This window comes from Streptomyces sp. NPDC093252, from assembly GCF_040683675.1.
Classification (GTDB): Bacteria; Actinomycetota; Actinomycetes; order Streptomycetales; family Streptomycetaceae; genus Streptomyces.
On sequence record NZ_JBFBEM010000010.1, the window covers coordinates 182,525 to 207,397 of the forward strand.

Here is a 24,873-nt window from a genome sequence, read left to right on the forward strand (position 1 = left end):
GCCTCGGTGCGCCCAGGGCTTTCCTTACCCGAGTCTCAGATTTGACGGCGATAGTGGCCCCCTTATGGCGGGTATGTCGCTATTAATCCCACGAAACAAGACATCTGTGGGCTCGCGGTCTGGGAAGTGATCGGTGTGATCGACACCGAAGGTGACTGCGCCGAGTGGACCTTTCCCGCGGACCCGGGGGCCGTGCGCACCGCGCGTGCCGAGGTCCGCGAACAGCTCCGGGACTGGTCCCTGGAGAGCCTCAGCGATCTTGCGGCGCTGCTGGTCAGCGAGCTGGTGACCAATGCCCTGCGGCATGCCACCGGCCCGGTCGGGCTGCGTCTGATCCGGCGCGGCGGGGGCTCCGGGATGCTGCTCGTGGAGGTCTCCGACTCCCTCCCGGACCTCCCCACCGAGCGCGCGCCCGACCCCGAGGACGAGAGCGGCCGGGGTCTGCTTCTGGTCGCCTCCTCGGCCGATCGCTGGGGCACACGACCGGACGACAGCGGCAAGACGGTGTGGTTCGAATTGGCGGTACCGGGGTGAATCGGGTGTACAGCCGGGGCGCCCCTGTCCCGCGCGTGGTTCAGGCCACTGGCGCCTGCCGCCGAGGGTGGTTCGACGCCGTGTCCGCTGGTTAGAAGACTGGTTGTGTTCTCGCAGCACGGGCCGAAATGCACCCGGGCCGTGCTGTGATCGTGAACACCGTGTTGTGCGGCGCCGTAGTGCTGGATACTGCGGGCAGCCGCCACCCGGTGACCGGTGCCGGGCGCGGTGAGCTGGAGGGGACGGTTCGCGTGAGCGAGATACCAGCGAAGGCCACGGAGTCCGAGGACCCGTCGGGCCGAGCGAGGCGGACTGCCGCACAGGCACCCGCCCGCGCGGTGGAAGGCGCCCTCGCCCTGGGCGAGGCGCGGCCCGGTGACGCCCTGTGGCAGAGCAGTCCGCCCGGCTCGATCTACGACCACATCAAGGTGGCCTCGTTCTCCGTCGGCCCCGACGGACTGGTCGACCAGTGGAGCCTGCGGGCCGAACAGCTCCTCGGCATCCCCGCCGCGCGGGCCGTCGGCATGGACCCCATCGAGGCGTTCATCGACCCCGGGCTGCGCGAGCGCGGCCAGCGCAAGATGGCCGAGATCCTCGACGGCCGGGAGTGGACCGGCCTCGTCCCGTTCCGGACACCGGCGCACTCCGACGGCACCCCCGGCGAGGACGCCCTGGCCGAGGTGTACGTCATGCCGACCCGGGCCGAGAGCGGTGAGAGAGCGGCGCTGTGCATCGTCGTCGATGTCCGGGTGCTCCGCCGGATCGAGACCGACCTTGCCGCTTCGCAGTCGATTTTCGGTCAATCTCCGTTCGGGTTCGTGCTGATCGACACCGAGTTGCGGGTGCGCCGGGTCAACGCCCGGTTCGCCTCCGTCTTCGGCGGGGTGCCCGACGACCACCGCGGGCGCAGCGTCCACGACTATCTGCCCCGACCCGAGGCCGAACGCGTCCTCGCCACCCTGCGCCGGGTGCTGGAGACCGGTGAGTCCCTCACCGATATGCACATCACCGGCCATGTCCCCGGCTCCGAGGAACGCCGCCACTGGTCCGTCAACCTCTACCGGGTGCACAGCGGCACCGGCCGCCCCATCGGGATCGCCTGGGTCGGCACCGACATCACCGCCCGCCGCGCCGCCGCCCGCGAGGCCGCCGCCGCCCGCCGCAACCTCGCCCTCCTCAACGAGGCCGGGGCCCGCATCGGCAACTCCCTGGACCTGGAGACCACCGCCCGCGAACTCCTCGACGTCGCCGTCCCCGGCTTCTGCGACCTCGCCAGCGTCGACCTCTACCAGGGCCTGCTGGCCGGCGACGAGACCCCGCCCGGCCTCGCCGACGGCAGCGCCGAACTGCGCCGGGTCGCCTACGCCAGCGCGGTCGCCGACCTCCCCTTCACCGGCGCCACCACCACCGTCCCGGTCGGCGCGGTCCACCACTTCGCCTTCACCTCCCCGCACGCCGACGCCCTGCGCACCGCCCGCACCCGGCATGTGCCGCCCGAGGGCGGCGCCGTGCAGTCGACCCTCGCCGTGCCGATGGTCGCCCACGACACCGTCGTGGGGCTCGCGCAGTTCTCCCGGACCAAGGGCAGCGAGCCGTTCGGCGACCGGGACCGCGACCTCGCCGTCGAACTCGCCGCGCGGGCCGCCGTCTGCATCGACAACGCCCGCCTCTACCGCCGCGAGCACGAACGGGCGCTGATACTGCAACGGTCCCTGCTGCCGCCCGGCGACCCCGTCGCCTCCGGCCTCGACATCGCCTGCCGCTACCGCCCCGGCAACGCCTCCACCGGCCGCCCCAGCGAGGTCGGCGGCGACTGGTTCGATGTCATCGAACTCCCCGGCCACCGCACCGCGCTGGTCGTCGGCGATGTCATGGGCCGCGGCCTGCGCGCCGCCGTCGCCATGGGCGAACTGCGCACCGCCGTGCGCACCCTGGCCCAGCTCGATCTGGAACCCGCCGAGGTGCTCTCCCAGTTGGACGAGATCGCCCGCGGCCTCGGTACCCCCGGCGGGATCCAGCAGGCCACCCGCGCCGCCCGCCGCCCCCGCGAGGCGGACCTCTCCGAGGTGTACCTGGCGACCTGCGTCTACGCCGTCTACGACTCCGTCACTCGCCGATGTACCTTCGCCAACGCCGGTCACCTCCCGCCGGTCCTGGTCGAACCCGGCGAGAGCGCGCTGATGCTCGACGTACCGCCCGGCATGCCGCTCGGCGTCGGCGGCGAACCCTTCGAGGAGGTCGAGGTCGAACTCCCCGAGGGCGCGCTGCTCGCGCTCTACACGGACGGGCTGGTCGAGTCCCGGGACCATCCGCTGGACGAGGGGCTCCAGGCGTTCGTCGGGGCGCTCACCGACCCCTCCCGCCCCCTGGAGGACGTCTGCGACCACGTCCTGACCACCCTCGACACCCATCACGGCGAGGACGACATCGCCCTCCTCATGGCCCGGGTCCAGGGCCTGCCGTCCGACTCCGTCGGGGACTGGACGCTGCCGCGCGAGCCGCGGAGCGTGGGGCGGGCCCGGGAGTACGCCCGGGGGCAGTTGCTGAGCTGGGACCTCGAACCACTCGTCGATACGACGGAGTTGCTGGTCAGCGAGCTGGTGACGAACGCGCTGCGGTACGGGGAGGGGGACATCCGGCTGCGGTTGCTGCTCGATCGGACGCTGGTGTGCGAGGTGTGGGACTCGGGTCTGGTGCAGCCGCGGCGGCGGCGGGCGCGGGACACGGACGAGGGGGGGAGGGGGCTTCAGTTGGTGGGGTTGCTGTCGGCTGCGTGGGGGTCCCGGCGGACGCCTCGGGGGAAGACGGTGTGGTTTGAACTGCCCTTGCCAGATGGGGAGGGTGGGGTTGTTGATCCTGCTGAGGCGTTGTTGAGTTTGTTCTAGGGGGTTCGGGGGGTTCGGGGGGGCTCGGGGGTTCGGGAGGCTCGTCGGGTGCGGGTGGGTGGGGGCTGGTCGCGCAGTTCCTCCCCCAGAGGGGGTACCCCCAGCGCCCCTAAAGTGTCCGGCGTTGTCGGGTCTCTGGGCCGCCGTAGCTGGCCGGGGTGGGGCCCAGGAGGATGCCTCCCAGGGTGGCGCCCGTTGTGCCTGCCTCGTGGGGGGAGGTGTCGTCGGGGTGGGGGTTGCCGTGGGTGCGGACGTCCTGTTCCGCCCGGGCCCGGGACTCCAGGGCCAGGGTGTCCGCCCGGGACGGGTCCGTGGGGAGGAGGCGGAGGGCGGCGGCGAGGAGGGTGCGGGGGGTCGCGGTGATCGCCGCCCGGTGGGTCGAGAGGTACGCCTCCGTCGTCGCCGTGGTGCTGTGGGCGGGGAGGGGCGATGCGGTGCGGCGCCGCAGCAGGTCCAGGGGGTCGTAGGGGGTGGCGGGGAGTTCGGTGTCCGGGTCCTGCTGGAGGAGTGCCTCCGCCGCGGCCAGGTCCGTTCCCAGCCGGGTCACCGCCGCCAGCAGTACGGACGCCTGCGTCACGGCTCCCTCCGCCGCCCTCAGATGTGCCGCCGCCCCGGCGGGGTCGTCGAGGTCGGACTGGCGGCGGGCGTGGTTCAGGCGGAGCGCGGCGAAGACCAGCCGGTCCCTGGCCTGCTCGGGGAAGCCGGTGACGGGGGCGACGGCGGCGGGGGTGTGGCGCCGGGCCAGGTCCAGCAGGGCCCGCTCGGCCGGGGCCACCCGCGCGGTCAGCGCACGGAACTGTGACTCCGCCCGCTCCACCGCCGGGAGGGGATCGCCCTCCAGATCGCGGACCGCGTCCAGCGCGGGCGCCTCGGCGTCCAGCAGCCGGCCGGCCTCCGTACAGCGCCCGGCGATCCCGGTGAGCGCCTGCCGCCGGGCCGGGTCGTCGCCGGGTACGCCCTCGTCGTAGCGGTGGCGGATGGCGAAGGCCGCCGACAGTTCCGTCTCGGCGTGCTGGAGGGCGTGCCGGAACGGGGCCGTGGTGCCGGGGTCCCGGCCCGCCCCGGCCCAGTCCAGTTCCTCGCGGCTGGTGCGGACACTGTCGTCGGCCGCCACCAGCAGCGCCCGCGTCTCCTCGTCCAACCGGGGGAGGGGGGAGGGGCCCGTGGCGGGCGCCGGTGCGGACGGGATCGTACGGGTGTGCGGGCGGCGGGTGCGGCGGAGGTAGCCGTAGGTACCGGCGACCACCGCGCCCACCGCCACGATCAGCGGCAGCGCGAGATCGGCCGCCGAGGTGCCCTCCTGCTGGGCGGCCCGGTGGCCCCGGGCGACCGGGAGCGCCAGGCCCAGCCACAGCACCGCTATCACCACGCCGAGCGCCGACTGGGCCAGGCGCGCGGATATCTGGGCCCTGGCCCGCTTGGGCCTGCCCCGGATCAGGGAGCGCGTCACATTTCGGAGCGTATGGGGAGGTATGCGGCTCCGCGAGCGGGGTGGGGCACCCGGTCAGCCGGATACCTGGCGATCTGGCCTTCCGGTTCCCCGGTTCTCCGGTTCCCCGGCTGTCCGGGTGCGTGGCTGTCCGGCGATCCCGTTCCCCGGTCAGGTGGTGGAGCGTCTTCTGATTTTTGAGCCCAGCCAGACCAGGGGGTCGTACTTGCGGTCGACGGCCCGTTCCTTCAGGGGGATGAGGGCGTTGTCGGTGATCTTGATGCCCTCGGGGCAGACCTCGGTGCAGCACTTGGTGATGTTGCAGTAGCCGAGGCCGTGCTCGTCCTGGGCGGTGGCCTTGCGGTCGAGGCCGGAGTCGGCGGCGGCGTCCAGCGGGTGCATGTCCAGTTCGGCGACCCGCATCAGGAAGCGGGGGCCCGCGAACGCCTGCTTGTTCTCCTCGTGGTCGCGCACCACATGGCAGGTGTCCTGGCACAGGAAGCACTCGATGCACTTGCGGAACTCCTGCGGGCGGTCCACGTCCTCCTGGAACATCCGGTACTCCCCGGGGCCCAGGTCCTCGGGCGGGACGAAGGCGGGGATCTCGCGGGCCTTGGTGTAGTTGAAGCCGACGTCGGTGACCAGGTCGCGGACGACGGGGAAGGCGCGCAGTGGGGTGACGGTGATCGTCTCCTCGCGGGTGAAGACCGACATCCGGGTCATGCACATCAGCCTCGGGCGTCCGTTGACCTCCGCCGAGCACGAGCCGCACTTGCCCGCCTTGCAGTTCCAGCGGACCGCCAGATCGGGCGCCTGGGTGGCCTGGAGGCGGTGGATGATGTCGAGCACCACCTCGCCCTCGTTGACCTCGACCGTGAAGTCCTGGAGACCGCCGCCCCCGGTGTCGCCGCGCCACACCTTGAAACGGGCCTGGTAGCCGCTCACTCGTACAGCTCCTCTTCGGCGAGGTACTTGACCAGCTCCTCCTTGTCGAACAGGGCGAGCAGGTCCGGGCGGATGGGTTCGGTGTTCTCCCGGGCGAGGTCGATCCGGCCGTGCGCCGAGCCGGTCCCGGCGGGGTCGTGCAGGGTGCAGACGAGGTTCACATTGCGCCAGCGGCGGTCCATCTCCGGGTGGTCCTCGCGGGTGTGGCCGCCGCGCGACTCGGTGCGCTCCAGCGCCGCACGGGCCACGCACTCGCTGACCAGCAGCATGTTCCGCAGGTCCAGCGCCAGGTGCCAGCCCGGGTTGAACTGGCGGTGCCCCTCGACCCCGGCCCGCCGGGCCCGTGCGCGCAGCTCGGCCAGCTTCTCCAGGGCGTGGGTCATCTCGCCCTCCCGGCGGATGATGCCCACCAGGTCGTTCATGGTCTGCTGGAGCTCCTGGTGGACGGTGTAGGGGTTCTCCGGGAGGTTCTTCGGGAGCTTCTCCGGGAGATCCCGGAGGTTCTCCGGGAGCTTCTCCAGAGGGTTCTCCGGGGGGCTGTCCGTGGCCGGTTCGCCGTCGGCCGCCTCCGCCTCCGCCTCCGTCGCCGAGAACGGGCGCAGCGCCTCCGTCTCCGCCAGCTCCACGGCGCTGTCCGGCACCCGGGGCCGTCCGTCCGTCCCGGCGGCGTACCCGGCCGCGTACTCGGCGGCGTGCCAGCCCGCGCGGCGGCCGAAGACCAGCAGGTCGGAGAGGGAGTTGCCGCCGAGCCGGTTGGAGCCGTGCATCCCGCCGGCCACCTCACCCGCCGCGAACAGCCCCGGCACCCCGCGCGCCGCCGCGGTGTCGGAGTCGACGGCGATACCGCCCATCACGTAGTGGCAGGTGGGGCCGACCTCCATCGCCTCGGCGGTGATGTCGACGTCCGCCAGCTCCTTGAACTGGTGGTACATCGACGGCAGCCGACGCCTGATCACCTCGGCGGACATCCGGGTGGAGACATCCAGGAACACCCCGCCGTGCGGGGAGCCCCGGCCCTCCTTGACCTCGGAGTTGATGGCGCGGGCGACCTCGTCGCGGGGGAGGAGTTCGGGCGGGCGCCGGTGGTGCTCGGGGTCGTCGTACCAGCGGTCGGCCTCGGACTCGGTCTCCGCGTACTTCTCCTTGAAGACATCCGGGATGTAGTCGAACATGAACCGCTGGCCCGCGGAGTTGCGCAGCACCCCGCCGTCGCCGCGCACCGACTCGGTGACCAGGATGCCCTTCACCGACGGCGGCCAGACCATGCCCGTCGGATGGAACTGCACGAACTCCATGTTCAGCAGCGGCGCCCCGGCCAGCAGCGCCAGCGCGTGGCCGTCGCCGGTGTACTCCCAGGAGTTCGAGGTCACCTTGAAGGACTTGCCGATGCCGCCGGTGGCGATCACCACCGCCGGGGCCCGCAGCACGAAGAAGCGGCCGGTCTCGCGGTCGTAGGCGAAGACCCCGGCGACCCGGCCGTCCTCGTCCTGGAGGACGCGGGTGACCGTGCACTCCTGGAAGACCTTCAGGCCCCACTCGTAGTCGCCGCTCTCGCGGTGGTCCTGCTGCTGGAGGGCGACGGTGCGCTGCTGGAGGGTGCGGATCAGCTCCAGGCCGGTGCGGTCGCCGACATGCGCGAGGCGCGGGTACTCGTGCCCGCCGAAGTTGCGCTGCGAGATCCGGCCGTCCTTCGTGCGGTCGAAGAGGGCGCCCCAGGTCTCCAGCTCCCACACCCGGTCCGGCGCCTCCTGGGCATGCAGCTCGGCCATCCGCCACTGGTTGAGGAACTTCCCGCCGCGCAGGGTGTCGCGGAAGTGGGTCTGCCAGGTGTCGTGCTCGTTGGCGTTGGCCATGGCGGCGGCGATCCCGCCCTCCGCCATCACCGTGTGCGCCTTGCCGAACAGGGACTTGCAGATCACGGCCGTACGGGCGCCCCGCTCGCGTGCCTCGATCGCCGCGCGCAGCCCGGCGCCACCGGCCCCGATCACGACGACGTCCCACTCCTGCCGGTCGACCACGGACATCAGAAGAACCTCGGATCGTCGAAGGCGCCTGAGGCGACCAGGTACACGTAGAAGTCGGCGAGGGCCACGCTCAGCAGCGAGGCCCAGGCGAGCTGCATATGGCGGGCGTTCAGCTTTCCGACCCACTGCCACATGCGGTAGCGCACCGGATGCCGGGAGAAGTGCTTGAGCTTGCCGCCCACGATGTGCCGGCAGGAGTGGCAGGACAGGGTGTACGCCCAGATCAGCACGATGTTGAGGAGGAACACCAGGGTGCCGAGGCCCATGTGGCCCCACGCGTAGTGCTCGTCGCGGAAGGTGAGGGCGGTGTCCCAGGTGAGGATGCAGGCGACCAGCAGCGCCGCGTAGAAGAAGTACCGGTGGATGTTCTGGAGGATCAGCGGGAAGCGGGTCTCACCGGTGTATTTGGAGTGTGGCTCGGCGACCGCGCAGGCGGGCGGGGACGCCCAGAAGCCCCGGTAGTACGCCTTGCGGTAGTAGTAGCAGGTCAGCCGGAAGCCGAGCGGGAAGATCAGGATCAGGATCGCCGGTGACAGGCCCCACCAGCTTCCGAAGATCTCCCAGTTGGGGCCGCCGCGCATGGGCTCGCAGTTCTCCGCCAGGCAGGGGGAGTAGAAGGGCGAGACATAGGGGGCGGCGTAGTAGTCGGCGTTGGCGAAGGCCCGCCAGGTCGAGTACGCGATGAAGGCCAGCAGTCCGGCGGCGGTGGCGGCCGGTGCCAGCCACCAGCGGTCGGTGCGCAGATGACGGGCGGCGATGGCGGCGCGGCCGGCACCGCGGACGCCGCCGGGGGGATGGGATCGGGTGGCGGGAGGTTCCGTACCAGTGACCAAGGGATGACTCCGGTCGATGACTCCGGTCGGGGTTCGGGGCCGCTCTCAGGGCGCACGCCGGTCGCGAGCGCCGAGGCCCTCGTCGTCCGTGTCCACCCACAGGCTGTTGTCGTAGGGGGTGTCGGGGATGGTGACCAGTTCCGGGCGTTTCGGCGCGGCCGGTGCCGCCGGGGCGGCGACCGCCTGGCGCAGCAGCGCGACGCTCTCGCGCAGATGCTCGCAGTCGGTGCGGACCCGGCGGACGTCGAGCCCGTCGCCCACCTGCTGCTCCAGACGCCGCACCGACCGGGTCAGGTCGTCGAGGCTTTTCTGGACCGACGTCAGTTCCTCGTGCACGGACATGACGTGACCTCATTTCCGTCGGCGTTCGGTGTCGGGCACGGCCCGGGGCCGGTGTGGACGGCGACGTTCATGCGCCTGCGAGTGTTGCGCGTCACACCGGCCGGTGGGAAGGGACGTGCACCGATTGGCCGAGGCGTACGGGTGCGCGGTCCCGGCGACGGCGGTCGCGACTGAGCCGCCCGGGTGACGTTCCCGCGCGTGGGCGCCGTGTCGCCGCCTGTTGCCCCGGCCTTTCCTCTTCAGTGGCCGTATATGGAGAAATCATCTGATCAACTCCATATAGGTAAATTTCCCGCCGATCATGATCATAACTCCCGCGGCTCCCCGGAGGTATGCAGCGATGTCCCACCCCGTCGGTCCGCGCGCGGTGCTGCGCTCGGTCGCCTTCCTCACCGCGGGTGCCCTCGCGGTGCCGCTTCTGAGCGCCTGCGGCTCGGACGACCCCGCCGGCAAGCCGTCGGCCGGGCAGGACATCGCCCCGGTCGCCCGCGACCAGGTCGCCGACGGCGGCACCCTGCGCTGGGCGGTGGACTCCGTCCCGGAGACCCTGAACGCCTTCCAGTCCGACGCCGACGCCACCACCGGCCGGGTCGCCCAGGCCGTGCTGCCGTCGATGTTCCGGCTGGACGCCAAGGGCCGGCCCGAGATGAACACCGACTTCCTGGAGTCGGCGAAGGTGGTCAAGACCGAGCCCCGCCAGGTGGTGCTGTACAAGCTCAACCAGCAGGCGGTGTGGAGCGACGGCCGGGAGATCGGCGCCGCCGACTTCGCCGCCCAGTGGCGGGCCCTGAACGGCAAGGACAGCGCCTACTGGACCGCCCGCAACGCCGGGTACGACCGGATCGAGCGGATCGAGCGGGGCAAGAACGACCTGGAGGTCAGGGTCACCTTCGCCCGCCCCTACGCCGACTGGCGCTCGCTCTTCTCGCCGCTGTACCCCAAGGAGGTCATGGGCACGCCGGACGCCTTCAACGACGGGGCGCGGCGCAAGCTCAAGGCGACGGCCGGGCCGTTCCAGGTCAAGAAGATCGACCGGGACGCCGACCAGATCACCCTGACCCGCAATCCGCGCTGGTGGGGCGAGCCCGCGAAGCTCTCCGAGATCGTGCTGCGCTCGGTTCCGCGCGAGCAGCGGATCACGGAGCTGACCGAGGGGCGGCTCGATCTGGCGGAGGTGGATCCGGCGGGGGCGCGCAAGGTGGGGCTGGCGGGCCCGGAGCGGGCGGACGGGTCCGGGGATCCGGCCCCGGACAAGGGCGGCGAGCAGGGTGCGGCGGGTGCGAAGGCCCCGGCCCGGCCGCTCACCGCACAGGAGAAGGCGCTGCGGGGCTATGAGATCCGCCGGTCCCTGGAGCCCGCGTACACCCAGCTCGCGCTGAACGGCTTCGACGGTCCGCTGGCCGACGAGCGGGTCCGGCGGGCGGTGGCCCGCGCACTGGACCGCAAGGCGCTGGCCAAGCTGGTCCTCAAGCCGCTGGGCCTGCCGGCCGAGCCGGTCGGCAGCCATCTCGCCCTCTCCGGCCAGGCCGCCTACGCCGACAACAGCGGCGCCCTCGGCGACCAGGACACCAAGGAGGCGCAGGCGCTCCTCGCGGACGCCGGGTGGGTGCCCGGCGGGGCGAAGGGCGGGACCAAGGACGGGAAGAAGGCGGCGGGGCCGGAGGACGAGTCCAAGGACGGCGAGGAGGAGTCGCCCGGCGGCGAGGACGGCACCTACATCGTCGGCGAGGACGGCAAGGCGGGCGACGACGAGGCCGGCCGGCCGGACACCCAGGACGCCGCGCATCCGGCGCAGGACGGCAAGCAGTACGCCGGGGAGGGGCTGAAGCAGGGCGGGGCGCCGGGGGCGTACGCGCCCAAGGGCACGGCGGCACCGGCCGAGGCGCCGAAGGGGCCGCTGGGCAAGGACGGCAAGCCGCTGAGGCTGCGGTTCGTGGTGCCGTCGGGGCAGGGGTCGGAGACGCTGCGGGCGGTCGCCGACCGGATCTCGAAGATGCTGGACGAGGTCGGGATCGGCACGGAGACGAAGAAGGTCTCGGACGAGAGCTACTTCAAGGACCACATCGCGTCCGGTGAGTACGATCTGGCGCTCTACTCGTGGCCGGCGTCGGCCTACCCCGCGACGGACGCCCGCCCGATCTACGCGAAGCCGGTCCCGGCGGCGGACGGGTCGCTGAACGTGGAGCAGAACTACACGCGGGTCGGCACGGATCAGGTCGACCAGCTCTTCGACCAGGCGATCTCCACGCTGGACGAGGGCGAGACCCGGGCGCTGCTCCGCAAGGCGGACGGGAGGATCTGGGCGGCGGCGGGGTCGATCCCGCTGTACCAGCGGCCCCAGCTCGTCGCCACGAAGACGTCGCTGGTGAACGCCGGGGCGTTCTCCTTCCAGACGCCGGTGTACGAGGACATGGGGTTCTTGAGGAAGGGCGCGAAGAAGGAGGGGTAGGGGGGTGGGGGGGGTAGGGGGAGGGCGGATCGGTGGGATGCCGGGTGCGTGCAGGACTGTGGCTGATCGCGCAGTTCCCCGCGCCCCTAAAATCAGGGCGCTGCCCCCACCCACCATCACATCCCCCCACCCCTGCCCGCCGCACCGAGCCGACCCGCTCGCGTGGTGCCCCAGCCCCGCTCCCGCCCGCGCGTACCGCCGGCTGGTCGGTGGCGCTCTCCGTGAACCGGGCTCCCCCGCTCCCGCCCGCGCGTACCGCCGGTCTGGCGGAGCTGCGGCCGGAGCGGCACGAGATCGCCCGCCCCCGCCTGGCCCCCGCGTGCCGCCACACGCTCGCCCCCGCCTCCCCCCCCGCCGCCGCCCCGCGCGTACCGCCGCAGCGCCCCCGTACCCCGCCCCATCCAGCCGCGGGCAGTCGTGCCGCTGGGGCGGCACGGGTGGGCGCGGCGGCACCCCGCTAACGCGGTGAGTGAAACCCCGCACCCCAGCCACGCCCACGCCCGGCACCGGCACCCGCGCCTGCACGCCCCGCACCCCGCACCCCAGCCACCCTCACGCCCCGCACCCCCAGCCCTCCCCCCCCCGCGGAGCACCCCCCACCTGCACAAACCCCCTCCCTGCACCCCAGAGGACCCCGCACCGTAGGATGGGGTGAGGCCGTGGCATGTCAAGCCCGGCATGGCCCGCGTGAACGAAACAGACGCAGGCCGTCCTCACACTCCGGGAGTACGCCGCACCATGGCTGTGACTGCAACGCGTCACGACATCCGCAACGTCGCCATCGTCGCCCACGTCGACCACGGCAAGACGACCATCGTCGACGGCATGCTCAAGCAGGCCGGTGCCTTCGCCGCCCATCAGCTTGAGCAGGTCGACGACCGGGTCATGGACTCGAACGACCTGGAGCGTGAGAAGGGCATCACGATCCTCGCCAAGAACACGGCGGTGAAGTACCACCCCAAGGACGGCGGCGACCCGATCACGATCAACATCATCGACACCCCCGGCCACGCCGACTTCGGCGGCGAGGTCGAGCGCGGTCTGTCGATGGTGGACGGCGTGGTGCTGCTGGTCGACGCCTCCGAGGGACCGCTGCCGCAGACCCGCTTCGTGCTGCGCAAGGCGCTCCAGCAGCGGCTGCCCGTGATCCTCTGCATCAACAAGACGGACCGCCCCGACTCGCGCATCGACGAGGTCGTCAACGAGACCTACGACCTCTTCCTCGACCTGGACGCCGACGAGGAGCAGATCGAGTTCCCGATCGTCTACGCCTGTGGCCGCGACGGCATCGCCTCGCTCACCAAGCCGGAGAACGGCACGGTCCCGGCGGACTCGGACAGCCTGGAGCCGTTCTTCTCCACGATCCTCCAGCACATCCCGGCCCCGGTCTACGACGAGGAGGCCCCGCTCCAGGCCCATGTCACCAACCTGGACGCGGACAACTTCCTCGGCCGGATCGCCCTGCTGCGGGTCGCCCAGGGCGAGCTGCGCAAGGGCCAGACGGTGGCCTGGATCAAGCGCGACGGCTCGATCTCCAACGTCCGGATCTCCGAGCTGATGATGACCGAGGCGCTCACCCGCAAGCCCGCCGAGAAGGCCGGCCCGGGTGACATCTGCGCGGTCGCCGGTATCACCGACATCATGATCGGCGAGACCCTCGCGGACCCCGAGAACCCGGTCCCGCTCCCGCTGATCACGGTGGACGAGCCCGCGATCTCGATGGTGATCGGCACCAACACCTCGCCGATGGTCGGGCGCGGCGCCACCGGCAAGGGCGCGGACAACAAGGCGGCCGTCAAGGACCGCAAGGTCACCGCCCGCCAGGTCAAGGACCGCCTCGACCGCGAGCTGATCGGCAATGTCTCGCTGCGCGTCCTGGAGACCGAGCGGCCGGACGCCTGGGAGGTGCAGGGCCGTGGTGAGCTGGCGCTCGCCATCCTGGTGGAGACCATGCGCCGGGAGGGCTACGAGCTGACGGTCGGCAAGCCCCAGGTGGTCACCAAGGACGTCGACGGCAAGACGTACGAGCCGGTCGAGCGGATGACCGTGGACGTCCCGGAGGAGCACATGGGCGCGGTCACGCAGCTCATGGGCGTCCGCAAGGGCCGGATGGACAACATGTCCAACCACGGCTCGGGCTGGGTCCGGATGGAGTTCGTGGTGCCCTCGCGGGGTCTGATCGGATTCCGGACGGAGTTCCTCACCCAGACCCGCGGCACCGGCATCGGGCACTCCATCCACGAGGGCTTCGAGCCCTGGTTCGGCCCGCTCCAGACCCGCAACAACGGCTCCCTGGTCGCCGACCGCTCCGGCGCGGTCACCGCCTTCGCGATGACGAACCTCCAGGAGCGCGGCGTCCTCTTCGTGGAGCCGGGCACCGAGGTGTACGAGGGCATGATCGTCGGCGAGAACTCCCGCGCCGACGACATGGACGTGAACATCACCAAGGAGAAGAAGCTCACGAACATGCGGTCGTCCACGGCCGATGTGACGGAGTCGATCGTGCCCCCGCGCAAGCTGTCGCTGGAGCAGTCGCTGGAGTTCTGCCGGGACGACGAGTGCGTCGAGGTGACCCCGGAGGCGGTTCGCATTCGCAAGGTGAACCTGGACGCCCGTGAGCGGGCCCGCGCGGCGAGCCGCGCCAAGCACGGCTGATCCGGGCCCACCCGACGGCCGGCCAACCCGCGACCAACCCGAGCCCCGGGAGGCGTGCACGGCCCCTCAGGGGCCCTGTACCTCGCTTCCCGGGCCCCTCTACCTAGCCTCCCGGGCCGCTCTACCCCGCATCCCGGGCCCCGGTACGCCTCACCGGCACCCCGCAGCGCCCTTCGCGGGCCGCGCAGCCCGGCTCTCCGCTCCGGAGGGCCGGGTTCTTCGGCGTTCCCGCCCGCGGGCGGGCCGGGAACCCGTACGCTCGCTGCGGGGCCCCGGTGAGTGTGGCGAAGGCCACTTCAAGGGTCGAACGCAGCCCCCGATCGAGGGCGTTCCGGATCACCCGAGGCAACCCTTAAAGCACTGTTCGGATATCGGTGAGCGAGCGATCAAGTTTCGGACATGTAAACCAGAAAATCGTCCCGGAATGTCCATTTCGCCGGTTTGTCGTCTCACATGTCAAGCGCGCGCAGGTGTCGATCCTCGCAATTTTTGCTCAAAATATGCACGGTAGGGAGATCCCTATGCCTTCCGCCCTTGACGCGCGTTGATGCACTTGGCGAAAGTTCCCCCAAACCACAGAACCTGCCGGTATCTGTGCTGCGCTGAACTCTCTCCAACCCCCCGGGGGAAGAACACACATGACCAGTCCAACCAAGGCCGAGGGCTCGGGGTCCGCGGTCGCCTTGGACCCTGAGCTGGACGCGACCTCCGCGGTCGCCAAGGGCGAGCCCAAGCTGGAGGGCCGTTCCCCCGGGCAGCTAATGTGGCAGCGCTTCAGGCGTGACCGTACCGGGATGATCTGCGCCGGTGTAGTGATTTTTTACTTCGTCGTCGCCCTGCTGGCTCCCGTACTGACCGGAATCAGCGGTACCAACCCGTACACCCTGTACGGCCAGGACCCCACCTACGCCGACAAGCCCGTGCTGGACAGCTTCGGTCTGCCGCTCGGCTACTTCGGCGGTGTCTCCGCCGACCACTGGTTCGGCGTCGAGCCGCAGTACGGCCGTGACCTCTTCGCGATGCTGGTCTACGGCATGCGGACCTCGCTGTTCATGGCGCTGGGTGTGACCACCCTGCTGATGGTCACCGGTATCGCCATCGGTCTGATCGGCGGCTACTTCGGCGGCCGTACCGACTACTGGATCGGCCGGGTGACCGACTTCTTCCTGTCGTTCCCGCAGCAGCTCTTCTTCATCGCCTTCATGCCGGTCGTGACCGCGTTCTTCGTGGACCCGCGGGAGGAGACGCCCACCTACTTCCGGGCGCTCGCCATCCTGATCGTGCTGTGGCTGCTGGGCTGGATGGGCATGGCCCGGCTGGTCCGCTCGACGGTGCTGTCGCTGCGCGAGCGCGAGTTCGTGGAGGCCGCCAAGGTCTCCGGCGCCTCGCCCTGGCGGATCGTCCGCAAGGAGATCCTGCCGAACGTCGTCTCGCCGATCCTGGTCCAGTTCACCTACCAGCTCCCGAGCACGATCCTGACCATCGCCTTCCTGTCCTTCGCCGGTGTGGGCTTCATCGAGCCGACCCCGGACTGGGGGCGGCTGTTCGCGGCCGGCGCGCAGTACGCGGAGCAGAACCCGGCCTTCATGTTCTTCCCCGGTGTGGCACTGGTGATCTTCATCCTGTGCTTCAACCTCCTCGGGGACTCCGTACGGGATGCCTTCGACCCCAAGTCCGGGCGGTGAAGCGTCCATTGGTGGGGGGTGACTGCCGCCCCCGCGTCGGCCTGCCAGCCGCGTCAGGCAGTACTCATGGATAACAACCGACAGGTAGGTGCATTCACCGCTATGAAGACGTTCACTTCGCGCAGAGCACGCCGCGCCATAGTCGTCGCGATCGCGGCCGGCTCGCTCGCGCTCACGGGCTGCTCGGAGAACACCGGCTCCGACGGCGCCGAGTCCGACCAGAACCAGGACGACGCGGCGGCGCAGTCGGCGGCGGTCACCTACGCGGACGCCGCCGCCTCCACCGGCCCGGCCGAAGAGGTCCCCGGCGCCAAGCCCGGCGGCACGGTCATCGCCTACCAGGAGGCGGGCCTGTCCCACCTGGACCCGGGCCAGATCTACGTCTCGGACGCCGGCCAGGTCGCCAACCTGCTCTTCCGCGGTCTGACCAACTTCGAGGAGGACGGCAAGGGCGGCGTCTCGGTCGTCGGCGACCTCGCCACCGACTCGGGTCAGATGTCGGACGGCGGCAAGACCTGGACCTTCACCCTGAAGGACGGGATCAAGGACCAGAACGGCACGGCGATCACCTCCGCCGACGTCCGCCACACCATCGAGCGCACCTACGCCGAGTTCATCTTCGACGGCCCGAACTACGTCCAGACGTGGCTGAGCGGCGCCGAGTACAAGAAGACGCTGCCCGACGGCGGCTACGGCGACAAGCACCTGCCGGACACCGTCCTGGAGACCCCGGACGACAAGACGATCGTCTTCCACTTCGACAAGGCGCGCACGGACCTGCCGCAGACGCTGGCCATGCCGGGCTACGCGATCGTCCCCGAGGCGACCGACACCAAGGAGCAGTACGACAAGGCCCCGGTCGCCACCGGCCCGTACAAGATCTCCGAGTACAAGGTCGGCAAGTCCCTCAAGCTGGTCAAGAACGACCAGTGGGACCCGAACTCCGACTCCGTGCGCCACCAGTACGTGGACGGCTGGGACTTCCAGTTCGGTGTCACCGAGTCGACCCAGACCAAGCGTCTGATCGCCGACCAGGGCGACGCCAAGAACGCCATCCAGTTCACCGGCAGCGTCGAGTCCACCCAGATCCAGGACGTCGTCGGCGACGCCGAGGTCAACAAGCGCACGATCCAGGGCTACCAGCCCTACGTCCAGGTGCTGAACTTCAACCTGGACCGGGTCAAGAACAAGGCCGTCCGGGACGCCATCACCCACGCGGTGAACTCCAACTCGCTCATCGCGGGTGAGGGCGGCGCCTACGGTGGCGAGGTCGCCCCGAACCTGTTCGCCCCGACCCTGCCGGGCTTCGAGGCCAAGTACGACCCCTACGGCCGCCTGACCGCCCCGCAGGGCGACATCGAGAAGGCCAAGGAGCTGCTCGCGGACGTTCCGGCCGCCGAGAAGAAGCTGGTCTTCGCCTACGCCAACAGCGAGGCCGGCCAGAAGCGCAAGGTCGCCATCGAGGACGCGCTGACCAAGATCGGCATCGAGGTGGTCGCGAAGGAGATCGACGCGGCCAGCTACTACGAGCAGATCGGCAAGCTCGACAACCCGTACGACATCTACATCTCCGGCTGGGGCCAGGACTGGCCGTCGCCCGCCACGGTCGTCACCCCGGTCTACGACGGTTCGCTGATCTCCGACGGTTCGCCGAACTACTCGCACATCAACGACCCCAAGGTCCAGGAGCTGATCAACAAGGCCCTGACCCAGGAGCCGACCGAGGCGTCCAAGACCTGGCAGGAGGCGCACCACTACATCCTCGAAGAGGTCAACCCGGCCGCGCCGCTCTGGTACACCAAGCAGTTCCAGCTCTACGGCTCGAACATCGGCGGTGCCCGCTACAGCACCGAGTCCAGCTACATCGACGTGACCCGGCTGTTCCTGAAGTCGTAGCTCTCTACGGCTGATCGCGGGAGTGCGCACCAGGCGGAGCGCACTCCCGCGGTTCCGCGCAAACCTCCCACCGTCTCCGCAGAGAGCAGCCTCCCCGCCATGCTTCAGTTCATCATCCGGCGTCTGGTCGGTGCCGTCGTCACCCTGTTCCTGATCGGGGCAGCGACCTTCTTCCTGTTCGTCGCCGCGCCGTCCGACTACGCCTCCCTGGCCTGTGGCAAGGACTGCTCACCGGAGCGACTGGACCAGATCAGAACCGCCCTCGGTCTGAATCTTCCGATCACCACGCAGTTCTGGGACTTCATGTCCGGCGTCGTCGTCGGCCGTGACTTCCCGACCGGCCACTGTTCCGCGCCCTGCCTCGGACAGTCCTTCTACTCCGGCGACATGGTCTGGGACACGATCATGGACCGCTTCCCGCTGACCCTGTCGCTGACCCTCGGCGCCATCGTGGTCTTCCTCACCGTCGGCATCGGGGCCGGCATGCTGGCCGCCTACCGGCGCGGCACCCTGGTCGACAAGATCGCCACCGGCTCGTCCATGGTGCTCAGCTCGTTCCAGATCTACTTCCTCGGCCCGATCGTGCTGCTGATCTTCGTCTACAGCACCGGCTGGGTGGAGGACCCCAAGTACGTCCCGTTCACGGACGACCCCTTCGGCTGGCTGGCCGGACTGTGGATCCCGATGATCGTGATGGCCACCATCTTCACCGCGCAGTACACCCGTATGGCCCGCGCCTCGCTCATCGAGCAGCTCTCCGAGGAGCATGTGCGCACCGCACGGGCCAAGGGCATGCCCAAGCGCTATGTGTTCTTCCGCTACGCCTGGCGCGGCTCGCTCATCCCCATCGTCACGGTCCTCGGTATCGACATCAGCGCCCTGCTCGGCGGCGGTGTGGTCACCGAGATCACCTTCTCGCTCCAGGGCATCGGCCGCCTCGCGGTCGACGGCGCGACCACCAAGGACCTCCCGCTGACGATGGGCGTCATGCTGTTCGGCGCCTTCTTCATCCTGCTTCTGAACATCCTCGTCGACATCGTGTACGCCTGGATCGACCCGCGCGTCCGGCTCTCCTAGGAAGAACCCCACCACCGTGACCACACTGACCAAGACCGAGGACGCCCCGGCCCCGACCGGGCCCGAGAGCTTCCTCTCGGTCCGTGACCTGCGGGTGCAGTTCTCCACCGAGGACGGCATCGTCAAGGCCGTCGACGGACTGTCCTTCGACGTCGAGCGCGGCAAGACCCTCGGCATCGTCGGCGAGTCCGGTTCCGGCAAGTCCGTCACCAACCTGACCGTCCTGGGTCTGCACAACCCCCAGTCCACCACCGTCGACGGGGAGATCGTCCTCGACGGCAAGGAACTGGTCACCGCCACCGAGAAGGAGCTGGAGAAGCTCCGCGGCAACAAGATGGCGATGATCTTCCAGGACCCGCTGACCGCGCTGTCGCCGTACTACACGGTGGGCCGCCAGCTCTCCGAGCCGTTCATGAAGCACACCGGCGCCTCCAAGAAGGAGGCCAAGGTCCGGGCCGTGCAGATGCTGGAGAAGGTCGGCATCCCGCAGCCCAAGGTGCGCTTCGACGACTACCCCCACCAGTTCTCCGGCGGTATGCGCCAGCGCGCGATGATCGCCATGGCCCTGATGTGCGACCCCGATCTGCTGATCGCGGACGAGCCGACCACCGCGCTCGACGTGACCGTGCAGGCGCAGATCCTGGATCTGCTCAAGGATCTCCAGCAGGAGTTCGGCTCCGCGATCATCTTCATCACCCATGACCTCGGCGTGATCTCCAACATGGCCGACGATCTGCTGGTGATGTACGCGGGCCGGGCCGTGGAGCGCGGCAGCGTCAAGGAGGTGCTGCGCACGCCCAAGCACCCGTACACCTGGGGCCTGCTCAGCTCGATGCCCCGGCTGGACGGCGACATCCACGCCGATCTGACGCCGATCCCCGGCTCGCCGCCCTCGCTGCTCAACCCGCCGTCGGGCTGCCCCTTCCACCCGCGCTGCGCCTACCCGGAGAAGATCGCGGGCGGACTGTGCACCACCACCCGCCCGGCGCTGGGCGAGGGCCGCGCTTCCGCCTGCCACCTCACGGCGGAGCAGAAGCAGACCATCTTCATCGACGAGATCCAGCCCCGGCTGCGCTAGGGAGATTCGACATCATGAGCGAGAACCTCACGCTCCCCGCACAGCAGGGCGCCACCGACACCGTCCCGGAGACCCTCCTGGAGGTCAAGGGGCTGACCAAGCACTTCCCCATCTACGGCGGCTTCCCGATCAAACGCAGGGTCGGCGCGGTCCAGGCGGTGGACGGTGTCGACCTGACCGTCGGGGTCGCCGAGAGCGTCGGCCTGGTGGGCGAGTCGGGCTGCGGCAAGTCCACCACGGGCCGGCTGATCACCCGGCTCCTGGAGCCGACCGGCGGCACGATCAGCTACGCGGGGCAGGACATCACCAGCGCCTCGCGCCGTGAGCTGGCCCCGGTCCGCTCCGAGATCCAGATGATCTTCCAGGACCCGTACTCCTCGCTGAACCCGCGTCAGACCGTCGGCACGATCATCAAGTCGCCGATGGAGGTCAACGGGATCAACCCGCCCGGCGGCCGGGAGAAGCACGTCCGGGAGCTGCTGGAGCTGGTCGGTCTCAACCCCGAGCACTACAACCGCTTCCCGCACGAGTTCTCCGGCGGTCAGCGCCAGCGCATCGGGGTGGCCCGCGCGCTGTCCCTGAACCCCAAGCTGATCGTGGCCGACGAGCCGGTCTCCGCGCTGGACGTCTCCATCCAGGCCCAGGTGGTGAACCTCCTCCAGAAGGTCCAGGAGGAGATGGGCATCGCGTTCGTCTTCATCGCCCACGACCTGGCGATCGTGCGGCACTTCTCGCAGCGCGTGGCCGTGATGTACCTCGGCAAGGTGGTCGAGGTCGGCGACCGGGACTCGATCTACAACCGGCCCCGCCACCCCTACACCCACGCCCTGCTGTCCGCCGTCCCCGAGGTGGAGATGACGGACGAGGACGAGCCGCGCGAGCGGATCCGGCTCGCCGGTGACGTCCCCTCGCCGATCCATCCACCGTCCGGCTGCCGCTTCCGCACCCGCTGCTGGAAGGCGCAGGACAAGTGCGCCACGGAGGAGCCCCCGCTGCTCCAGCTCTCCGGCAACCGCGACGGCCACCTCACGGCCTGCCACTTCCCGGAGGACCCGACCACCGAGGCCCGCGAGCACGACGTGGTGATGGACCCGGCGCTGAAGGCGCTGGAGGACGCGGCGCAGGCGGCGGACGCGGCGGAGGCGCCGAAGAAGCTCTGAGCCGACACCGGCTCTCAGCCGGCCCGCCGCCTCGCACGACAGATACCTGTGGCCCGCCCGGACGACCGGACGCGGGCCACAGGCGTTCCGCGTCCCGGGGCTCGGGGAGCCGCCCGCCCGCCAAGGGCCTCCGCCGAGGAGCCCCGGCCCGGCCGCCGGGTGGGCCCTTCGCGCACGCCCCCCGCCCAGAACCCCTCCGCCCCCTGGCCGCCCACCACACGGATGGCTCGGGATAACTGCGCATTATGTCGGATATGCCGGAATATGATCCGGTAACAGCCCAGCGTCTCCGGCGCTGGATCCGGCGTACTGACGAGGAGGCACCCCATGCGTGGGGCGAGGCACGCCCAGTGGGTCGCGGGGGCCGCCGCCGCCGCTCTCGTGGCGACGGCATGCGGGGGCGGCGGGAGCGGCGGCGGGGACAGCGGTGCGGTGCTCAGCGCCTCCTGGGGCGACCCGGCGAACCCGCTGGAGCCGGCCAACACCAATGAGGTGCAGGGCGGCAAGGTGCTCGACATGATCTTCCGGGGTCTGAAGCGCTACGACCCGGACACCGGCGAGGCCAAGAACATGCTCGCCGAGAGCATCGACACCACCGACTCCCAGAACTTCACCATCACCGTCAAGGACGGCTGGACCTTCAGCAATGGCGAGGCGGTCACCGCCAAGTCCTTCGTCGACGCCTGGAACTACGGCGCGAGCCTGAAGAACAACCAGCGCAACGCCTACTTCTTCGGCTACATCGAGGGCTACGACCAGGTCCACCCCGAGAACGGCGCCCAGCGCGCCGACACCCTCTCCGGGCTCAAGGTCACCGGCGACCGCACCTTCACCGTCAAGCTCGGCCAGAAGTTCTCCACCTTCCCCGACACCCTCGGCTACGCCGCCTACGCCCCGCTGCCCCAGGCGTTCTTCGACGACCACGCCGCCTGGCTGAGCAAGCCGGTCGGCAACGGCCCCTACACCGTCGACTCGTACACCAAGGGCTCCCAGATGTCGCTGCGCGCCTGGGACGGCTACCCCGGGGACGACAAGGCCGTGAACGGCGGCGTCGACCTCAGGGTCTACACCGACAACAACACCGCCTACACCGACCTGATGGCCGGCAACCTCGACCTCGTCGACGACGTCCCGGCCGCCCAGCTCAAGAACGTCAAGAGCGACCTCGGCGACCGCTACCTGAACACCCCGGCCGGCATCATCCAGACCCTGGCCTTCCCGTACTACGACAGTGCTTGGAACACACCCAAGTCCGATCTGGTCCGCAAGGGCCTGTCCCGGGCCATCGACCGCGACCAGATCACCCGGACGATCTTCCAGCAGACCCGCACCCCCGCCACCGACTGGACCTCCCCCGTCCTCGGTGCCGACGGCGGCTACCGGTCGGGGCTGTGCGGCGAGTGGTGCCAGTACGACGCCGCCGAGGCCAAGAAGCTGATCGAGCAGGGCGGCGGTCTGCCCGGCGGCCGGGTGACCATCACCTACAACGCCGACACCGGCTCCCACAAGCAGTGGGTCGACGCCGTCTGCAACTCCATCAACAACGCGCTGGGCAACGACCGGGCCTGTGTCGCGAACCCGGTCGGCACCTTCGCCGACTTCCGCAACCAGATCACCCAGCGCAAGATGAGCGGCCCCTTCCGGGCGGGCTGGCAGATGGACTACCCGCTGATCCAGAACTTCCTCCAGCCGCTCTACTACACCAACGCTTCCTCCAATGACGGCAAGTGGTCCAACAAGCAGTTCGACAGCCTGGTCGACCGGGCCAACGCCGAGTCGGACAGCGCCACCGCGATCGGGCTGTTCCAGCAGGCCGAGGGCGTGGTCCGGGACAACATGGCGGCCATCCCGCTCTGGTACCAGAACGGCAGCGCCGGTTACTCCGAGCGGCTGTCCGAGGTGAAGCTCAATCCGTTCAGCGTCCCGGTCTACGACCAGATCAAGGTGAGCTGACCCGGCATGGGACGGTATGTCGTCCGGCGTCTGCTCCAGATGATCCCGGTCTTCATCGGGGCGACGCTGCTCATCTTCCTGATGGTCAATGTGATGGGCGACCCCATCGCTGGGCTCTGCGGCGACCGGCAGTGCGACCCGGCGACGGCCGCCCAGCTCCGCAAGGAGTTCGGCCTCGACAAGCCCGTCTGGCAGCAATACCTGACCTACATGGGCAATGTCTTCACCGGTGATTTCGGCACCGCCTTCAACGGCCAGCCGGTCACCGAGCTGATGGCCTCCGCCTTCCCCGTCACCATCCGGCTCACCCTGGTCGCGATCTTCTTCGAGATCGTCATCGGCATCACCCTCGGAGTGATCACCGGCCTCAAGCGGGGCCGCCCCGTCGACACCGGCGTGCTGCTGCTCACCCTCGTGGTGATCTCGGTCCCCACCTTTGTCACCGGGCTGCTGCTGCAACTGCTCCTCGGCGTCGAATGGGGCTGGATCCGCCCCTCGGTCTCCCCGGAGGCCCCCTTCGACGAGCTGATCGTGCCCGGCCTGGTCCTCGCCTCCGTCTCCCTCGCCTATGTCACCCGCCTCACCCGCACCTCCATCGCCGAGAACCGCCGCTCCGACTATGTCCGCACCGCCGTCGCCAAGGGCCTGCCCCGCCACCGGGTCGTCACCCGGCATCTGCTGCGCAACTCCCTCATCCCGGTCGTCACCTTCATCGGCACCGACATCGGCGCCCTGATGGGCGGCGCCATCGTCACCGAGCGGATCTTCAACATCCACGGCGTCGGCTACCAGCTCTACCAGGGCATCCTGCGCCAGAACACCCAGACCGTCGTCGGCTTCGTGACCGTCCTCGTCCTGGTCTTCCTGGTCGCCAACCTCCTGGTCGACCTGCTGTACGCCGTACTCGACCCGAGGATCCGCTATGCCTGAGCCCCAGCCGCCCCGCCCCCCGGGCGCCGGCCGCACCCCCGTGAACGGGGCCATCGCGGCGACCGGCATGGGCGGCGCGATGGACCTGGCCACCAGCGAGGGCGAGACCCTCGAGGCGCCGCCCGGCGGGGGACCCGGACCGCAGGAGCGGGCCCGCAGCCTCTGGTCCGACGCCTGGCACGACCTGCGCCGCAACCCTGTCTTCCTCCTCTCCGGCCTGGTGATCCTCTTCCTGGTCGTCATCTCCCTGTGGCCCGGGCTGATCGCCTCCGGCAACCCCCTCCAGTGCAACCTGGCCAAGGCCCAGGAGGGCTCCCAGCCCGGCCACCCCTTCGGCTTCGACGGCCAGGGCTGCGACGTCTACACCCGGACCGTCTACGGGGCCCGCACCTCCGTCGCCGTCGGGGTCCTCGCCACCCTCGGGGTCGCGCTGCTCGGCGCGGTGCTGGGCGGGCTCGCCGGGTTCTTCGGCGGGGGCTCGGACGCGGTGCTGTCCCGGCTCACCGACATCTTCTTCGCCATCCCCGTCGTCCTCGGCGGTCTGGTGCTGCTCTCCGTCGTCACCAGCAACACCATCTGGCCCGTCATCGGCTTCATGGTGCTGCTCGGCTGGCCGCAGATCTCCCGGATCGCCCGCGGCGCGGTCATCACCGCCAAGCAGAACGACTACGTCCAGGCCGCCCGCGCCCTCGGCGCCTCCAACTCCCGCCTCCTGCTGCGGCACATCGCGCCCAACGCCGTCGCCCCGGTGATCGTCGTCGCCACCATCGCGCTCGGCACCTACATCGCCCTGGAGGCCACCCTGTCCTACCTCGGCGTCGGACTGAAGCCGCCCACCGTCTCCTGGGGCATCGACATCTCCGCGGCCTCGCCCTACATCCGCAACGCCCCGCACGCCCTGCTCTGGCCCTCCGGCGCCCTCGCCCTGACCGTCCTGGCGTTCATCATGCTCGGCGACGCGGTGCGCGACGCCCTCGACCCGAAGCTGAGGTGAGCCC

At 70.2% G+C, this 24,873-nt stretch carries 17 protein-coding genes; 12 read left to right on the forward strand and 5 right to left on the reverse strand.

The features are described from left to right. Positions 1-126 precede the first annotated feature (126 nt). Positions 127-534 carry an ATP-binding protein gene (locus tag AB0O01_RS22245; RefSeq protein WP_365315755.1) on the forward strand — a complete coding sequence of 136 codons (408 nt, stop codon included), beginning with the start codon at positions 127-129 and terminating at the stop codon, positions 532-534. 251 nt (positions 535-785) lie between these two features. Continuing rightward, a complete protein-coding gene (locus AB0O01_RS22250) occupies positions 786-3,419 on the forward strand; it encodes a SpoIIE family protein phosphatase (RefSeq protein ID WP_365315756.1) in 2,634 nt (877 codons plus the stop codon). Between the two features lie 109 nt (positions 3,420-3,528). Here AB0O01_RS22250 and AB0O01_RS22255 read toward each other — a convergent pair whose 3' ends face one another. The 5 genes from AB0O01_RS22255 to AB0O01_RS22275 form a co-directional block, all read right to left on the reverse strand. After that, complete coding sequence (locus AB0O01_RS22255; RefSeq protein ID WP_365315758.1) at positions 3,529-4,869, reverse strand: hypothetical protein; 1,341 nt, start codon at positions 4,867-4,869, stop codon at positions 3,529-3,531. Positions 4,870-5,019: 150 nt separating this feature from the next. Then, positions 5,020-5,793: a succinate dehydrogenase/fumarate reductase iron-sulfur subunit gene (locus AB0O01_RS22260; protein ID WP_365315759.1), complete on the reverse strand. Its 774-nt coding sequence runs from the start codon at positions 5,791-5,793 to the stop codon at positions 5,020-5,022. After that, entirely contained in the window at positions 5,790-7,817 is a 2,028-nt protein-coding gene (locus tag AB0O01_RS22265) for a fumarate reductase/succinate dehydrogenase flavoprotein subunit (protein ID WP_365315761.1), read from the reverse strand. The genes AB0O01_RS22260 and AB0O01_RS22265 overlap by 4 nt, the downstream gene beginning before the upstream one ends. Next, positions 7,817-8,650 carry a hypothetical protein gene (locus tag AB0O01_RS22270; protein ID WP_365315763.1) on the reverse strand — a complete coding sequence of 278 codons (834 nt, stop codon included), beginning with the start codon at positions 8,648-8,650 and terminating at the stop codon, positions 7,817-7,819. The genes AB0O01_RS22265 and AB0O01_RS22270 overlap by 1 nt, the downstream gene beginning before the upstream one ends. A gap of 45 nt (positions 8,651-8,695) precedes the next feature. Next, the gene (locus AB0O01_RS22275) at positions 8,696-8,992 is read right to left on the reverse strand and encodes a hypothetical protein (RefSeq protein WP_365315764.1); all 297 of its coding nucleotides are present in this window, start codon (positions 8,990-8,992) and stop codon (positions 8,696-8,698) included. Between the two features lie 340 nt (positions 8,993-9,332). Here AB0O01_RS22275 and AB0O01_RS22280 point away from each other — a divergent pair, with 340 nt between their 5' ends. The 10 genes from AB0O01_RS22280 to AB0O01_RS22325 all read left to right on the forward strand — a co-directional run bounded on the left by AB0O01_RS22280 (position 9,333) and on the right by AB0O01_RS22325 (position 24,869). Further along, on the forward strand, positions 9,333-11,441 hold the full coding sequence (locus AB0O01_RS22280; RefSeq protein WP_365315766.1) for an ABC transporter family substrate-binding protein: 2,109 nt from the start codon (positions 9,333-9,335) through the stop codon (positions 11,439-11,441). 738 nt (positions 11,442-12,179) lie between these two features. Next, positions 12,180-14,096: a translational GTPase TypA gene (typA, locus tag AB0O01_RS22285; protein ID WP_365315768.1), complete on the forward strand. Its 1,917-nt coding sequence runs from the start codon at positions 12,180-12,182 to the stop codon at positions 14,094-14,096. 638 nt (positions 14,097-14,734) lie between these two features. After that, on the forward strand, positions 14,735-15,781 hold the full coding sequence (locus tag AB0O01_RS22290) for an ABC transporter permease (RefSeq protein WP_365315770.1): 1,047 nt from the start codon (positions 14,735-14,737) through the stop codon (positions 15,779-15,781). A gap of 102 nt (positions 15,782-15,883) precedes the next feature. Continuing rightward, complete coding sequence (locus AB0O01_RS22295; protein ID WP_365315772.1) at positions 15,884-17,677, forward strand: ABC transporter substrate-binding protein; 1,794 nt, start codon at positions 15,884-15,886, stop codon at positions 17,675-17,677. Between the two features lie 99 nt (positions 17,678-17,776). Further along, positions 17,777-18,754: an ABC transporter permease gene (locus tag AB0O01_RS22300; protein WP_365315773.1), complete on the forward strand. Its 978-nt coding sequence runs from the start codon at positions 17,777-17,779 to the stop codon at positions 18,752-18,754. Positions 18,755-18,770: 16 nt separating this feature from the next. After that, positions 18,771-19,832 (forward strand): ABC transporter ATP-binding protein, encoded by a 1,062-nt coding sequence (locus AB0O01_RS22305; RefSeq protein WP_365315775.1) that lies wholly within the window; start codon positions 18,771-18,773, stop codon positions 19,830-19,832. Positions 19,833-19,846: 14 nt separating this feature from the next. Further along, positions 19,847-20,992, forward strand: a complete 1,146-nt coding sequence (locus AB0O01_RS22310; RefSeq protein ID WP_365315777.1) for an oligopeptide/dipeptide ABC transporter ATP-binding protein — start codon at positions 19,847-19,849, stop codon at positions 20,990-20,992. Between the two features lie 327 nt (positions 20,993-21,319). Further along, a complete protein-coding gene (locus AB0O01_RS22315; protein ID WP_365315779.1) occupies positions 21,320-22,945 on the forward strand; it encodes an ABC transporter substrate-binding protein in 1,626 nt (541 codons plus the stop codon). A gap of 6 nt (positions 22,946-22,951) precedes the next feature. Beyond that, the gene (locus AB0O01_RS22320) at positions 22,952-23,875 is read left to right on the forward strand and encodes an ABC transporter permease (RefSeq protein WP_365315781.1); all 924 of its coding nucleotides are present in this window, start codon (positions 22,952-22,954) and stop codon (positions 23,873-23,875) included. Beyond that, positions 23,868-24,869 carry an ABC transporter permease gene (locus AB0O01_RS22325; RefSeq protein ID WP_365315783.1) on the forward strand — a complete coding sequence of 334 codons (1,002 nt, stop codon included), beginning with the start codon at positions 23,868-23,870 and terminating at the stop codon, positions 24,867-24,869. The genes AB0O01_RS22320 and AB0O01_RS22325 overlap by 8 nt, the downstream gene beginning before the upstream one ends. Positions 24,870-24,873 lie beyond the last annotated feature (4 nt).

Excerpts from the sequence above, each read along its gene's own strand:
- AB0O01_RS22275 (WP_365315764.1), bottom strand. The coding sequence starts at position 8,992 with ATGTCCGTGCACGAGGAACTGACGTCGGTCCAGAAAAGCCTCGACGAC.
- typA (WP_365315768.1), top strand. The coding sequence starts at position 12,180 with ATGGCTGTGACTGCAACGCGTCACGACATCCGCAACGTCGCCATCGTC.
- AB0O01_RS22310 (WP_365315777.1), top strand. The coding sequence starts at position 19,847 with ATGAGCGAGAACCTCACGCTCCCCGCACAGCAGGGCGCCACCGACACC.
- AB0O01_RS22320 (WP_365315781.1), top strand. The coding sequence starts at position 22,952 with ATGGGACGGTATGTCGTCCGGCGTCTGCTCCAGATGATCCCGGTCTTC.
- AB0O01_RS22325 (WP_365315783.1), top strand. The coding sequence starts at position 23,868 with ATGCCTGAGCCCCAGCCGCCCCGCCCCCCGGGCGCCGGCCGCACCCCC.
- AB0O01_RS22315 (WP_365315779.1), top strand. The coding sequence starts at position 21,320 with ATGCGTGGGGCGAGGCACGCCCAGTGGGTCGCGGGGGCCGCCGCCGCC.
- AB0O01_RS22290 (WP_365315770.1), top strand. The coding sequence starts at position 14,735 with ATGACCAGTCCAACCAAGGCCGAGGGCTCGGGGTCCGCGGTCGCCTTG.
- AB0O01_RS22280 (WP_365315766.1), top strand. The coding sequence starts at position 9,333 with ATGTCCCACCCCGTCGGTCCGCGCGCGGTGCTGCGCTCGGTCGCCTTC.
- AB0O01_RS22295 (WP_365315772.1), top strand. The coding sequence starts at position 15,884 with ATGAAGACGTTCACTTCGCGCAGAGCACGCCGCGCCATAGTCGTCGCG.
- AB0O01_RS22265 (WP_365315761.1), bottom strand. The coding sequence starts at position 7,817 with ATGTCCGTGGTCGACCGGCAGGAGTGGGACGTCGTCGTGATCGGGGCC.
- AB0O01_RS22300 (WP_365315773.1), top strand. The coding sequence starts at position 17,777 with ATGCTTCAGTTCATCATCCGGCGTCTGGTCGGTGCCGTCGTCACCCTG.